At 64.5% G+C, this 14,619-nt stretch carries 11 protein-coding genes; 6 read left to right on the plus strand and 5 right to left on the minus strand.

The window, feature by feature from the left end; genetic code table 11:
• Positions 1-115: 115 nt before the first annotated feature.
• The 6 genes from AAFN55_RS20165 (at position 116) to AAFN55_RS20190 (ending at position 8,611) form a co-directional block, all read left to right on the plus strand.
• The gene (locus AAFN55_RS20165; RefSeq protein ID WP_347800763.1) at positions 116-1,888 is read left to right on the plus strand and encodes an ATP-binding protein; all 1,773 of its coding nucleotides are present in this window, start codon (positions 116-118) and stop codon (positions 1,886-1,888) included.
• Positions 1,885-3,261: a sigma-54 dependent transcriptional regulator gene (locus AAFN55_RS20170; RefSeq protein WP_347800764.1), complete on the plus strand. Its 1,377-nt coding sequence runs from the start codon at positions 1,885-1,887 to the stop codon at positions 3,259-3,261. The genes AAFN55_RS20165 and AAFN55_RS20170 overlap by 4 nt, the downstream gene beginning before the upstream one ends.
• A gap of 248 nt (positions 3,262-3,509) precedes the next feature.
• Complete coding sequence (locus AAFN55_RS20175; RefSeq protein WP_347800765.1) at positions 3,510-4,475, plus strand: TAXI family TRAP transporter solute-binding subunit; 966 nt, start codon at positions 3,510-3,512, stop codon at positions 4,473-4,475.
• Positions 4,476-4,496: 21 nt separating this feature from the next.
• Complete coding sequence (locus AAFN55_RS20180; protein WP_347800766.1) at positions 4,497-4,988, plus strand: DUF1850 domain-containing protein; 492 nt, start codon at positions 4,497-4,499, stop codon at positions 4,986-4,988.
• Positions 4,982-7,045, plus strand: a complete 2,064-nt coding sequence (locus tag AAFN55_RS20185; RefSeq protein ID WP_347800767.1) for a TRAP transporter permease — start codon at positions 4,982-4,984, stop codon at positions 7,043-7,045. Before AAFN55_RS20180 ends, AAFN55_RS20185 begins: the two co-directional genes overlap by 7 nt.
• A 417-nt stretch (positions 7,046-7,462) precedes the next feature.
• Positions 7,463-8,611: a LuxR C-terminal-related transcriptional regulator gene (locus tag AAFN55_RS20190; protein WP_347800768.1), complete on the plus strand. Its 1,149-nt coding sequence runs from the start codon at positions 7,463-7,465 to the stop codon at positions 8,609-8,611.
• Between the two features lie 63 nt (positions 8,612-8,674).
• On the opposite strand, the gene AAFN55_RS20195 is transcribed toward AAFN55_RS20190, so the two are convergent.
• The 5 genes from AAFN55_RS20195 to AAFN55_RS20215 form a co-directional block, all read right to left on the minus strand.
• Positions 8,675-10,201, minus strand: a complete 1,527-nt coding sequence (locus AAFN55_RS20195) for a protein adenylyltransferase SelO (protein ID WP_347800769.1) — start codon at positions 10,199-10,201, stop codon at positions 8,675-8,677.
• Positions 10,202-10,306: 105 nt separating this feature from the next.
• Positions 10,307-11,392: a chemotaxis response regulator protein-glutamate methylesterase gene (locus AAFN55_RS20200; protein WP_347800770.1), complete on the minus strand. Its 1,086-nt coding sequence runs from the start codon at positions 11,390-11,392 to the stop codon at positions 10,307-10,309.
• 9 nt (positions 11,393-11,401) lie between these two features.
• On the minus strand, positions 11,402-12,262 hold the full coding sequence (locus tag AAFN55_RS20205; protein ID WP_347800771.1) for a CheR family methyltransferase: 861 nt from the start codon (positions 12,260-12,262) through the stop codon (positions 11,402-11,404).
• A 22-nt stretch (positions 12,263-12,284) separates the two neighbouring features.
• Positions 12,285-12,770: a chemotaxis protein CheW gene (locus AAFN55_RS20210; protein WP_347800772.1), complete on the minus strand. Its 486-nt coding sequence runs from the start codon at positions 12,768-12,770 to the stop codon at positions 12,285-12,287.
• 1 nt (position 12,771) lies between these two features.
• Positions 12,772-14,598 (minus strand): methyl-accepting chemotaxis protein, encoded by a 1,827-nt coding sequence (locus AAFN55_RS20215; protein WP_347800773.1) that lies wholly within the window; start codon positions 14,596-14,598, stop codon positions 12,772-12,774.
• Positions 14,599-14,619 lie beyond the last annotated feature (21 nt).

Consider the following 14,619-nt stretch of genomic DNA (forward strand, 5'->3'; position numbering starts at 1 on the left):
GCCGCAATCGTCGATCGCGCGCGGTTTGTACTCCGCTACCCTGATGATCTATATCCGGCCGGTGCCAGATTTTTCTTCCCTTCGACGCCCGGTGCTTGCGCTTCTGGGGCTTGTCTTGATTGTCGCGTCCTCGATCGCGGCGGCGATCGCCTGGGAGGCTGCTGCCGAGCGGTCGCTGCGGTCTGCGGGCGATCAGCGATTGAGCCTTGTCGCTGCGTCGGTGCGCTCCACGGTGATGCAGAACGATCATCTGCCGCTCGCCATCGCCCTCGACCCGGATTCCCGGCAGGCATTGCTGACGCCCGGCGCCCCCCGGATCATCGGCGCGCTCAACCGGAAGCTGGATCTCCTCTCCAACGCATCGAGCGCGGCGGCGCTTTACGTCATGGACATGAACGGGCTCACCATCGCGGCCAGCAACTGGAACGAGCCGACATCGTTTCTCGGCCAGAACTACAGCTTCCGGTCCTATTTCACCCAGGCGATCGAACAGGGGCGCGGCGCATTCTACGCGATCGGCGCCACGACCAGCCGGCCCGGATACTTTCTGTCCCGGTCCATTCAGGATGGCGACCGGACCATCGGGGTTGCCGTGGTCAAGGTCGAGTTCGACGATGTCGAGGCCGTGTGGGCCGCGGCGGATGAATCCGTGCTGGTGACGGACGGCAACGACATCGTGTTTCTGGCGAGCGATACCGGCTGGAAATACCGCGCGCTCTCGCCGCTCACCGAAGACGTGCAGGACGACATCGCACGCACGCAGCAATATACCGACCTGCCGCCGACAGCCATGTCGATGGAAACCGTGGGCGGAAGCGCCGAAGCCCCGCATCTGCGCATCGACGGGCGGGAGGATGTCTTCCTGTCGCAATCCGCGCCGCTGCCGGAACTGGGGTGGGTCGTCCATCATTTGACCGGAATCCATCCGCTCGGCCTCGCCCGCCGTGACGGCGCCATCATCGGCGGCAGCGCCTCGGCGTTGCTGCTCGCATTGGGACTGGCGTTCCTGCAACGCCAGCGGATTTTGAATGACGAGCGACACGCCCGTGGTCGCCTCGAGGAGCGCGTCGGCGCGCGCACCATCGAACTCACCGAGGCCAACCGGCAATTGCGCACCGAGGTTGCCGAACGCGAGCGCGCCGAAGCCGGGCTGCGGGCAACGCAAGCCGAACTCGTCCAGGCGGAGAAGCTTGCCGCCCTCGGGCGCATGTCGGCGGCGATCGCGCATGAGGTCAATCAACCCTTGAGCGCCATCCGTACATCGGCTGCGAGCGCCGCCCTCCTCGTCGAGCGCGGCGATGCATCGGAGGCCGGCGCGACGCTGGAGCGGATCGGCACGCTGGCCGCGCGTGCTGCGACCATCACCAGTCACCTGCGCGCCTTCGCGCGCAAGGGCGGACAGGGCGTACGCAAGCCATTCCGTGTCGATGTCGCGCTCACCCGGGCGCTCGATCTTTCGCGCGACGCGATCGAGATGGGCGGACTGGACCTGGCGACCGAGATCGCGCCGCTCACCGCTCTGGGAAGCGATGTCCCGTTCGAGCAGGTGGCGGCGAACCTGATCCGAAACGCCGTCGATGCCGTCGCGCAGACGACAGCCCCTCGCATAGAAATCAGTACGGCACTGGTTGCCGACCACGTGTTCGTCACGGTCAGCGACAACGGGCCCGGGTTCCCGGAGGCAAGCCTCGACAAGGTGTTCGACCCGTTCTTCACCACGAAGGATGTCAATGAGGGGATGGGCCTGGGGCTGTCGATCGCCTACGGCATCATCCGGGAGTTTTCCGGCTCCATCCGCGCGGAGAACCTGCCCGGCGGCGGCGCGCGGGTGACGGTGACGCTCGACGCCGCACCGGGACTATCACCATCCAAGGAGATGACGCGATGAGCCAGAAAGCGGACGTGCTCTTCGTCGACGACGATCCGGCCATGCGCCAGTCGGTCGAGCAATTCCTGCGGCTCGCCGGCTTCAATCTCACGGCGATCGATTCCGGCGCGGACGCGCTCGCCCGCCTGTCCGCGAACTTTCCGGGCATCCTCGTCACCGATTTGAAGATGCCGGGAATGACCGGGGCGCAGCTTCTGGACGAGGCACTGGTCATCGATCCCGAACTGCCCGTCGTGGTCATCACCGGCCATGGCGATGTCGAGACCGCCGTCGAGATGATGCGGCGCGGGGCGTATGATTTCATCGAAAAGCCGTTCGATCCGGTTCGCTTTTCGGAAATCCTGACGCGGGCGGCAGAGAAGCGGCGCCTCGTTCTGGACAATCGCCGGCTTCGGCGCGCGGTATCGGACGGGTCGCTTGCCGGGCGCATTCTGGGCACGTCGCGCGCCGCGCAAACCCTGCGCGACGCCGTCGCCGAGATCGCCGCGACCGATGTCAGCGTCGTCCTGCTCGGCGAAACAGGCGTCGGCAAGGATCTCGTCGCGCGCGCCATCCACGAGACGAGCCGCCGCGCCGCCGGCAATTTCGTTGCGATAAACTGCGCGGCCATTCCTGAAACCATGGTGGAGAGCGAGCTCTTCGGCCACGAACAGGGCGCGTTCACAGGCGCCGTGCGTGCGCGCACCGGGAAGATCGAGCACGCCGATGGCGGAACGCTGTTTCTTGACGAGGTGGAGTCCATGCCGCTGGCCATGCAGGCCAAGCTGCTGCGCGCCCTGCAGGATCACGAGGTCGAGCGGCTCGGCTCCAACCGGACCGTTTCGGTCGATCTGCGCACCATTTCCGCAACCAAGAGCGACCTCTTCCAGGCCGGCCGCGCGGGTACGTTCAGGTCCGACCTGTTCTACCGGCTCGCGGTCGTCGAACTGCGCATCCCTCCATTGCGCGAACGCAAGGACGACCTCCTTTTGCTGTTCGACCATTTCGTCGCGCGCGCGGCGCATGCGCATGACCGTGAACCCAGGCCCCTCACCGACGCCGTCGCGGCCAATCTCCTCGCGCACGACTGGCCCGGCAATGTGCGCGAACTGCGCAATGCCGCCGAACGCTTTGCACTTGGCTTCGCCAGCTCGGCAGCGATCGGCGGCGTGGCATCGCCATCGGACGAATTGACCAACCCCACCCTTGCCCAGCGGGTGGAGGCTTTCGAACGGTCCGTGATCGAACGCAGCCTTGCGGAGGCGAAGGGATCGATCGCCGACGTCATGGCGGCGTTGCAGGTTCCGCGCCGAACCCTGAACGAAAAGATGGCGCGTCATGGGCTGTCGCGGCCTCGTCCGGACGGCGTCGATCGGCAAGATTCCGCCGACTGAAACTCGCCTGTCGGCACAAATCCGCCGACCACGTCACGGAACCCGCTGAAAACACGTCGCTTTTATGCTGGCACGCCCCTTGCTCGGTGATCGGCGAGGGCCGCTTTGCGGTCATCACCGCCTTGGCACGCGCCGGGGCACGACATGGGGAGGAGGTCCGGCTGCGCCGGACGGTTCGAAGGGTCTTCGAACGGCCTCCAGTGGCTGTCGCGAGCGTGCCTGAAAGAAAACCCAAGGGAGGTTTCAGCATGAAAATCTTGAAAGCGGCGTTGATCGCCGCATCCGTCGCGATTGCCGGTCCGGCACTCGCGCAGCAGCAACTGTCCGTCGCAACCGGCGGAACCGGCGGCGTCTACTATCCGATCGGCGGCGGTCTGGCGGAACTCATCAACCAGCACATCGAAGGCTATGCCGCCGTGGCCGAAGTCACCGGCGCCTCCGTGGAGAACGTCGCGCTGATCCATCGCGGCGACAGCGACATCGCCATCGGCCTCGGCGACAGCGTCTATCAGGGCTACACCGGCACCGGCCAGTTCGAGGGCCGACAGGCGGATTCGATGCGCGTTCTCGCGTCGGTCTACCCGAACGCGGTGCAGATCGTCGTTCCGGCCGATTCAAACATCCAGTCGCTCGAAGACCTGCGCGGCAAGCGCGTGTCGGTCGGCGCACCGGGCTCGGGCACGGAACTCAATTCCCGTGCGCTTCTCGAGGCTGTCGGCATGACCTATGACGACCTCGCATCCGCCCAGCGCCTCAACTTCAACGAGACCGCCGACGCGCTGCGCGACAACGACATCGACGCAGGCATCTGGAGCGTTGGGCCGCCCACCTCCTCGATCATGAACCTTGCCGCGACGCGCAACATCCGCCTCATCCCGGTCACCGAGGAGCAGGTGGCGGCCGCGCGCGAGATCGAGCCGATTTTCGCGCCCTACACGCTGCCTGCCGGCATCTATGACGGCGTCGCGGAAGACACCGGCACGGTCGGCATCCCCAATGTCTGGTTCGTCAGCGACGAGATGGACGAGGAACTGGCCTATGCGATCACCGAGATGATCTACGAGCGCCATGCCGATCTGGTGGCCATCCATCCGGCCGCGAACGACACGACCGTGGAGTTCACCATGGCCTCGAGCCCCGTGCCGCTGCATCCCGGCGCGATCCGCTACTACGAGGAAATCGGCGCGGACATCCCGGACAATCTGCGGCCGTAAGCGCGGCCACAGGTACTCGCCATGCAATGGCGTAGACGGCACCACGCGAGGTGCGGGCTCCTGCCCGCCCTCGCTCTTTCGCTTCTGGCGAGCACCGCTTCTGCCGGAACTGTCGACGTCGTCGACGCCACCGGCACGCGCATCGCGCATGTCGATGCAAGCCGGTGGTGCATCGTCTGGAACCACTCGGTCGCAGGTTTTGAAGTCAGCGACTGCTACGAACTGCGCGACGACCAGATGGTTCTGTCACGCAGCCACCAGCCGGATTTCGCGGCGGGTCTCGGCCACATCGCCGGTCGAGGCACGCAACGCTCGGACGGCGCCGGTGGATACTGGATAGAGGGCATCGACGAGGTCGTGCCCGGAAACTGCTACCGCCTGCGCGTCGGATCGGCCTTCGTCGATCACCGTATCGTCGCGGGCGACACCACAATCAGCCTCTCGGCACTGGCAGCGGGCGAAAGCGTCGCCATACGCGCCGGCACTGCCACAAAGGGAAAACGCACATGTTGAACAGGTTTTGGGGATCGCCCCAGGCGAAATCCGCCGTCGCCGGCGATGTCGGTGCCGGACTCGTCGAGCCCCCTGCACTGCAACAGCCTTGGCTGGTGGCCAAGCTGATCATCGTCCTGTCTGTAGGCCTTTGCCTCTTCCAGCTCTACGGGGCGGGCATTCAGCCCATGAGCCTCTTCTACCAGCGCTCGATCCATCTGGCGTTCATCATGATGATCGCCTTCCTGATGTTTCCCGCATTCGGGCGGCATAAGGAGCGCGGCATTTCCGGCGCGCTGATCGACACGGCGTTCTTCATCGCCGCGATCGTGTCGGGCTTCTACATCACCCTCAATCTCGACGCGATTTTCGCGCGCGCCGGTTTCTGGACGCAGACGGATATCGCCGTCGGCGTGCTGGCAGTGGTCACATTGCTCGAAGCCAGCCGCCGTGTCGTCGGGCTTGGCATCACGATCATCGGGCTGGTGTTCATCCTCTACGCGCTGGCAGGCCCGCGCGGGACGTTGCCATGGCTGGGCGAGTGGTTGCCGGGCATCCTTTCGCATCGCGGCTACAACGTCGAGCGGCTCGTGGCACAGCTCTATCTCGGGCAGGAAGGCATCTTCGGCCTGCCGCTCGGTGTGGCTGCAACCTATGTCTTCATCTTCGTGCTGTTCGGCGCGGTTCTGGAAGTCACCGGTGCCGGCAAGTTCTTCATCGATCTCGCCTATGCCGCGACCGGCCGCAAGCGCGGTGGTCCGGCCAAGGCGGCCGTGCTTGCATCATGCGGCATGGGCTCGATCACCGGCTCGGCGATCGCCAATGTCGCGACGACCGGCCCCTTCACCATCCCGTTGATGAAGCGCCTCGGCTACAAGCCCAGCCAGGCGGCCGGCGTCGAGGCCGCCGCGTCGACCGGCGGCCAGATCACACCGCCGCTGATGGGCGCAGGTGCGTTCCTGATCGCTGAATATACGGGCATTCCGTATATCGAGATCGTGATGGTCTCGATCTATCCGGCCTTCCTCTACTTCCTCACCGTCTATCTCTTCGTCCACATCATCGCCATCAAGCAGGGCATGAAGGGGCTTCCCGCCAGCGAACTGCCTTCGGTTCCGAAGGTCATGCGCGAGGGCTGGCATTTCCTGGCACCGCTCGCGCTGCTGATCTGGTTGCTCGTGATGGGGCTGTCGCCGATGCGCGTCGGCTTTTATGCGATCCTTGCGATCCTCGCCGTCACTGGCGTGCGATTTGTCGTGGATATTGCCATGGCGCGCCGGCACGGCTCCACGCCTGCGGCCCGTCTCGCGGATTATGGCGGCTCGCTGGGCATCGCGCGCAACACGACATCCAAGCTGATCGAGGCCTGCGAGGTCGGCGTGCGCTCGGCGCTGACCGTGTCGCTGGCCTGCGCCGTCGGCGGCATCATCGTCGGCGTCATCGGGTTGACCGGCCTCGGGCTGAAATTCTCCTCGCTGATGATGAGCTTCTCGCAGGGCAACATCGTGCTCGCCCTGCTGCTGGTCCTGATCGCCAGCCTGGTGATCGGCTTCGGCCTGCCGGTCACGGCGAGCTACATCGTGCTGATCATTCTGGTCGGTCCGGCCATGAGCGCCGAGTTCGGCATCCCGCTGCTGATCGTCCATCTGGTCGTGTTCTGGTACTCGCAGGATTCCAACGTGACGCCGCCGATCGCGCTGGCGGCCTTCGCGGCATCGGCGATCGCCGGATCGAAACCGGTGGAGACCAGCTTCCAGGCTTGGAAGTTCGCCAAGGGGCTCTACATCATCCCGCTCTTCATGGTCTTCAACCCGGAGATCATCATCGGCGGCCCGGTGCCGTTGGTGATCTGGAACGGTGTCGTCGCCCTGGTTGCGCTGGTGGCGTTCGTCGCTGTGCTGGAGGGCTATCTCTTCGAGCGCATAGGCCTCATCGAGCGCGGCATTCTCACGGCCGCCGGCATCGGTTGCCTGTGGCCAAGCATCCCGGCCGAGATCGTCAGCGTCATCGCGATCGTCGCCATCCTCGGCCGCAACTACGTGACGGCACGCCAAACCGGCGCGCTGTTGGAGGTTTAGCCGACGCGCTCAGCCACCGACGCTGAAAACAAGCGGCGCATGCAACGCTTTGGCAGGCATGCGCCGCAACCAGGAACTGGGCATCCTGGAAAGACGGTCAAATTCGACATGACCAGGATCATGGCGAAGATCAAGGCGCGCAACCGGGTCGAGGCATCGTTGATCGCGCGGCGGGAATGGGGAAACGGCGACTGATGCAGGTCGCCAACAGCAGCCCCACATCCGAGTTGCAACCGCTCCGGGAAAGATACATCATTTGCATGATGCGAGGCCCATTTGCCTCGTGGAAAGTGCTCATCGATTGAGATTGCTCGTCATGAATCCCTTCGAAACGCAGTCGGATACGACTGTTCCGCCAGTTGCGTTCGAGGCACATGCCGAAAATCGTCCGGGTTCGGGTTTCGGGGAGACGTCATCTTGCAACGGTGGAATGTCGAGCAGATCGTCAAGCTTGCCGGCGACATCTACGAGGTCGCCAACAACCAGAGTGAATGGATCGTGGCGCTCGACCGGATGTGTGACGCATTCGGCGGCTCGCGTACCTGCATCCAGCGCTTCGACGGCATCGCGATGCCGGGGCATAGCGAAAGCAACGTTCACGAAACCAGCGGCTTGAAGGAAGAGCTGGCTTCCGGCGGTTATTCCTACGTGATGCCGCTGACCCAAATCCTGATCTCGATGCCGCACGGCTCGACATATCACGAACGCAGCCGCATCGATTGCAAAGCCTGGCACAGTACGCCCGTATGGCAGGATTTGATGGCGCCACGCGACATGTATGGCGGCGCGGGCTGCCGGCTGAACGGCGCGCACGGCGCCGACGAATGGTGGATATTCGACATCCAGCGCGGGCGCAGCCAGGCGGACTTCAGCGCGGAGGACATGCGCGTCCTCGACATGTTCGTTCCAGCATTGAGCAGGGCCTTTCAGATCGGGCCGACCGCACGGCACGACCGGGCTTCCGGCTTCATCGAAACCCACACCTTCGATCGGCTGCCGACAGGGATGGCAGTGGTATCGAAGGACCTGAAGACCCTTCGCCTCAATCAGGCCGCCGAAACCCTGATCGAACGCTATGGACTGCGCGTCTCCCACGGAATGTTGATGACCGGAGACGCGGCTGCGACGCGGCAGTTGCATGCACTGGTCTCGGACGCATGCTACGTCATCGACGGTCTGCCGGGCTCGGGCGGGGACATGCTGCTGAAGAGCCGCGATGACGAAACGGCGGGGCTGATCCTGTCGATAGTTCCAATGGTCAGCGGCAGCGGACACGCGCAGTTCAACCCGACGGCGGCGATCTATATGCGCGAGACGCACGCGAAGCCGGACGCAGGCTTCGCGCGGCGCGTATCCAGCCTGTTCGGCCTGAGCCAACGCGAGAGCGAAGTTGCCGAGCGCCTCGTCGAAGGCCTGTCCCTGAAGGAAATCTCGGAAGCCCAGGCGGTGAGCATCACCACCGTGCGCACCCACGTCGCCAGCCTGTTCCGCAAGACGGGCACGAACCGGCAAAGCCGCCTCGTCGCCATGCTGGGCCGCATATCGGAACTTCACCACATCCACTGAAGCAGCACGTATGGGCCTCGGAGGGGTGTCGTCACATGCCGGCGCGGTACGGGTTGCGCACCCTCACGTCCCGCAGAAGGTCTGCAGCACCCGTTCATGCATCTGCGGCGGCTCGGCATAGGCTGCCATGTCGGGCTGCTCGTCGAACGGTTTCGTCACCACTGCCAGCAACTCTTCGAACGGCTGATAGTCGCCTTGGTCGACCGCAGCCGCGATCACCGCCTCGACGCGGTGGTTTCGTGGGATGTACTTCGGATTGACGGCGTTCATCGCCGCGCGCCGTGCCGAAGCATCTCCCGGCTCTTGCGCCAGTCGATCCCGCCACAATGCCGCCCAGGCGTCGAAAGCCGCCGGGTCCGAGAACAGCGCCCGCGTCTTGCCGTTTGCCGTCCCGTCGGCAAGCGCCAGGACGTCGTCTCCGAGTGACCGGAAGGTGAGCGTGAAGTCTGCGCCGCCTTTGGCCATGGTGTCGAAAAGACCGCGAGCCAGTGCGCCGTCTTCCTCGCGTTCGGTGAGCAGGCCGAGTTTGGCCCGCATGCCTTTCAGGAACGTCTCTTCGAACCGCGGTTTGAACTCGCCCAGTATCGACTGTGCGCGCTCGACGGCAGCATCCTGGTTCTCGGAGAAAAGCGGCAGCAGGGTCTCGGCGAAACGAGCAAGGTTCCACTGCCCGATCGGCGGCTGATTGGCGAAGGCATAGCGGCCATACTGGTCGATCGAGCTGAACACGGTCGCAGGGTCGTAGGCATCCATGAACGCGCACGGCCCGTAGTCGATCGTCTCGCCGGAGATTGCCATGTTGTCGGTGTTCATCACGCCGTGGATGAAGCCCAGATGCATCCAGCGCGCGATGAGGTCGGCCTGCGCATTCACGACCGCCGCGAAAAGGGCCGCGTAGCGGTCCGCGCCCTGCGCCAAAGCGGGGTAGAGGCGGGCGATGACATGATCGGCGAGGATCTTGACGCCATCGGTGTCGCCGCGCGCGGCAAAATACTGGAACGTACCGATCCGCACATGACTGGCGGCCACGCGCGTGAGGATGGCGCCCGGCAGCCGCTGCTCGCGATAGACCGGATCGCCGGTCGCGACTGTGGCCAGCGATCGCGTCGTTGGCACGCCGAGCGCCGCCATCGCCTCGCTGACGATGTACTCACGCAGCACCGGCCCAATCGCGGCCCGTCCGTCGCCGCCGCGCGAAAATGCCGTCTGGCCCGAGCCCTTGAGCTGGATATCGCGCCGCCTGCCGTGAATGTCGGTGACTTCGCCGAGCAGGATGGCGCGGCCGTCCCCCAGTTGCGGAACGAAATTGCCGAACTGGTGTCCCGCATAGGCCATGGCGATCGGCCGCGATGACGCCGATACGGCGTTGCCGGAAAACAGCGCCGCGAGATCGTCTGTCGCGAAGCCACCGAGATCGAGCCGCAGCTCGTACGCCAACGCCTCGTTGAGCTTGATGAGCATCGGCGCCGAGACCGGCTCCGGCAGGGCGCGCGCATGGAAGCGGTCGGGCAGCGTCGCGTAGCCTTCGACGAGCCCCGGGAGGCTGGGGCCCGTTACCGCTTCCCGTGCTGGCGTTTGAAGATCGGTCATCTCGAAGTCCAGTTCCGGTTCCCGCCGCGCTGCCCACGCCGTCGATGGCACTGCGCCACATATGGGTAGCAATGCGCCGTCGAGAAAGGGCTAAGGCTTGATCGGCTACCAGCTTTCCGTGGATTGCATGATCTCGCGCGCCATATGTTCCAGCGGCAGGACCTTGGCTGCCGCGCCGCGTGCGATCGCCTCCCTGGGCATGCCGAAGACGACGGATGTGGCCTCGTCCTGCGCCACCGTATGCGCGCCGGCATTCTTCATCTCCTCGAGGCCGCGCGCGCCGTCGTCGCCCATGCCCGTCAGAATGATTCCCACGGCATTCGCGCCGGCAGACCGCGCGGCCGACCGGAAGAGCACGTCGACCGATGGCCGGTGCCGCGAGACCAGCGGCCCGGTTCGGACGGAGACGTGATAGCGCGCGCCCTGCCGCTCCAGCAGCGTGTGGCGATCGCCCGGCGCGATGAGGACATGCCCGCGCAACACCGGGTCGCCATGTTCGGCCTCCTTGACCTCGACCTGGCAAAGGCTGTTCAGGCGGCGCGCGAAGGCGGCGGTGAATTTTTCGGGCATGTGCTGGACGATGACGATGCCGGGCGCGTTGGCCGGCAACGCTTCCAGCACTTCGCGCAGGGATTCCGTGCCGCCGGTCGATGCGCCGATGCAGACGACCTTTTCCGTCGTCTTCGCCATCGCCCGCCCGGTCGGCGGCGGCAGCACCGCATCGGCCGTCAGCTTCTTCGTCGTCCCTGATGCGGACGCGCCGTGTGTGCGGCGCACGTTTCCGAGGCGCGCCTGCGCGGCTGCCTTGACGACATGCCTGATACGATCGCCGATCTCGTTGAGGTGGTCGGCCGCGGCGATCTTCGGCTTCAAAATGACATCGACCGCGCCGGCTTCGAGCGCCTGCATCAGCGTTTCCGACCCCATTTCGGTCAATGACGAGCACATCACCACCGGGATCGGCTTCTGCGACATCAGCTTGCGCAGGAAGGTGATGCCGTCCATGCGCGGCATCTCGACATCGAGCGTGATGACGTCCGGAATTTCCTCCTGGATGCGCCGTGCGGCGACGAAGGGGTCAGGAGCAACGCCCATGACCTCGATGTCGGGGTCAGCCTCGAGAACGGAGACCAGCGTCTGGCGGACGCTTGCCGAGTCGTCGATGACGAGAACGCGTATCTTTTTGCGCATGCGGGGCCTTCAGGTGCGCTGGAAGACCGTGTTCGCCACGGTGCGAACCGGCAGGTCGAGGCCGGCGATGGTTTCGGAATGCCCGATGAAGAGATAGCCGCCCGGCACGAGACAGTCGCACAGCCGGTTCAGCACCTCGCCCTGCGTCTTCTTGTCGAAATAGATCAGCACGTTGCGGCAGAAGATGATGTGCATGGGTTCGCCGACATTGTAGCGCGAATCCATCAGGTTGAGCCGACCGAAACCGATCTTGGAGCGCAGATAGGGTGTAACCCGTACATCCCGCCGCGTCTCGTTGGCGGCCTTCAGAATGTATTTGCGACGCATGTCTTCCGGCACAGGATCGACGATCTCGCTGGCGTAGATGCCAAGCCGGGCCTTCTCCAGCACATCGGTGCTGAGGTCGGTTGCGAGGATGGAATACGAGCCGTCCCGCTTGTTCTCGAAAAACGTGTCGAGAACCATGGCCATCGTATAGGGTTCGGCCCCGGTCGAGCAGGCGGAGCTCCACGTCCTGATCGATTTGACGCCCTTGCCGACGAGCGCCGGGAGTGCAAGGTCCTTCAGGTAGTCGAAATGCTTCGGCTCGCGAAAGAAGTCGGTCTTGTTCGTCGTCACTGCATCGACGAGATGGACGAGTTCCGTCTCCAGCCCGCCATGGTCGAAGACATAATCGCAGTAATCATCGAAGGCCGGAATGCCGGTTGCCCGGAGACGGCGACGCAGCCGCCCCTCAAGCATCGTATGCTTGGCCGGAGGCATCTTGATGCCGCTGTAACGGTAGATGAATGCCGACAGTCTGTCGAAATTCCGCTTGCTGAGCCGATCATTCATCGGCTGTAATCTCATTGCTGCGGTTGCCATACTCACACCCAAACGCTGTACACCTGAATCAGGCCGCTTCCGGCTGGCGCGCCAGAAGAACCGTGTCGTGCTGCGACAGGAGCTTGGCGAGATCGACCAGGACGACGAAGCCCTGGTCGCGCCGCACCACGCCGGCGATGTAGTCCGAGCGCCAGTGGCTGCCGATGTCGGGAGCCTGCTCGATCTGGTCACGCCGGAACGGCGTGACCTCGTAGACCCGGTCGGCGACCATGCCGAGCGTCAGCAGCCTGTCTTCCATCGGAATGTCCATGACGAGCACCCGCGTATGCGGCGTCGGCACGGTCCTGGTCAGTCCGAGCTTGAGCCGCAGGTCGATCGTGGGCACACCTTGCCCACGCACGTCCCTCAAGCCCAGTAGGTAGTCTGGGCCATTGGGAATCTTGAAGGCTTCCTCATGGTCCAGGATTTCCCGCACGACTTCGACAGGCACCGCGAAGACTTCATCGCCGAGGCTGAAGGTGACGAACTGGGCTTCGAGAGACGTGGCGGACATCTTATGCAGACTCCTTGAAGTCGACGTCGTGCTCGTCGGGGCCGCCCATGGCCATGTCGAGCGCGAAGCCCCTGACACGTTCCTGCTGCGCGGAGACGGAGTTGCGGGCCGGCGCCGCAGGCTTGCGGTAGGTCGGCTTCGCGGACGGCTTGATATGCGCGACCGTGGGCTTGGCGGCAGCCGGCTTCTGGGCGGGCGCGGCACGACGGGTGCCCGCATTGTCGGTGCGGAAGAAGGCGATCGATGCCTGGAGCTCTTCGGCCTGCGCCGCCAGCTCTTCGGACGTCGCCGACATCTCTTCCGATGCGCCGGCATTCTGCTGCGTCACCTGGTCGAGCTGCTGGATCGCCTCGTTGATCTGGGCCGCCCCTATATCCTGTTCACGGCAGGCCGCGCTGATCTCGGAGACAAGTTCGGCTGTCTTGCGGATATCGGGAACCAGACGCGTCAGCATCTCGCCCGCTTCGGCCGCAACCTTGACCGTGTCGTCGGAAACGGCGCTGATTTCCGCTGCTGCGGTCTGGCTGCGTTCGGCGAGCTTGCGCACTTCGGACGCGACGACCGCAAAGCCCTTGCCATGCTCACCGGCGCGCGCTGCTTCCACCGCAGCGTTGAGTGCGAGCAGATCCGTCTGGCGTGCGATCTCCTGCACGATGCCGATCTTCTCCGCGATGGTGCGCATCGCCTGAACGGCGCGGGTCACCGCCTCGCCGCTGGCTTCCGCGTCCTTGGAGGACTGGCGGGCCATCTTCTCGGTCTGGGCCGCGTTGTCGGCGTTCTGCTTGATGTTTGCGGCCATCTGCTCCATCGAAGACGATGCCTCTTCGGCAGCCGATGCCTGTTCCGTCGCGCCTTGCGAGAGCTGTTCCGAGCTCGACGACAATTCCTGGCTTCCCGACGAGACGTTTTCGGCAGCCGCCGCAGCGTCCGCCACGACGGAACGAAGACGTTCGACCATGCTTTGCAGCGACAGGCCGAGCGTGTCCTTGTCGGAGAGCGGCGTTGGACGAACGGTCAGGTCGCCTTCCGAAATCTGCTCGGCGATGCGCGCCGTCTCGCGCAGGTTCGCCGTCATCGTGTTGACGTTGTCGACGAGGTCCTTGATCTCGTCGTTCGTGGTGACATCGACCTTCTGGTTCAGATCGCCGATCGAAACGGCCTTGGCCAGATCGATGACGCGGGCCAGACCGCGGCTGATGCCGAGCGCAATCCACAATGCGATGCCGATGCCGGCCACGAGCGCCACGCCGGTGATCGCAAAGACGATATTGCGCGTGTTGGCGTATAGTTCGTCGGTGACGCGATCGGCTTCGACCATCGCGACCTTGTTGGCCTCTACCTGCGTGCTGATGATGCCTTCGATCGCATCGGTGATCGGGCGGCCTTCCACGCGCGTCAGGCGAACGGCTTCGGCAGTGTTGCCGGAACGCGAGGCGCTGCGGATGCGGTCGTCCACCTGAACCAGCCGGTCGAATTGCGTGCGAACGTCAGCCCACTGGCGGGCGGCGTCCTCGCTGGCTGAATTGTCCCGCAGCCACTGGACTGTCTCCAGAAAATTCTGACGGTTACGGTCGCTCGCATCCGTATAGCTCTGGATTTCCGCAGGCGTCTCTGAATTCGCCAGGTTGAGCTGCGCGCGAGCGATGCGGAGCTGGTAGTCTCCGAGGTTTTGGGCCCGCTCCAGCCGAGCGGCCGGTCCCTCCACCATTTCGGTGATGGACTGGTTGAGATTGGACAGGCTGTAGATTCCGTAGCCTGCCGTTATGCCGAGCATGAGGATCAGCAAGCCGAACCCCAAGGCGAGTTTCATTTTGATGGTGAAGCGCATTTGATCTGTAGCCCCAAAAAG

It is taken from the genome of Mesorhizobium sp. CAU 1732 (assembly GCF_039888675.1).
Taxonomy (GTDB): domain Bacteria; phylum Pseudomonadota; class Alphaproteobacteria; order Rhizobiales; family Rhizobiaceae; genus Aerobium.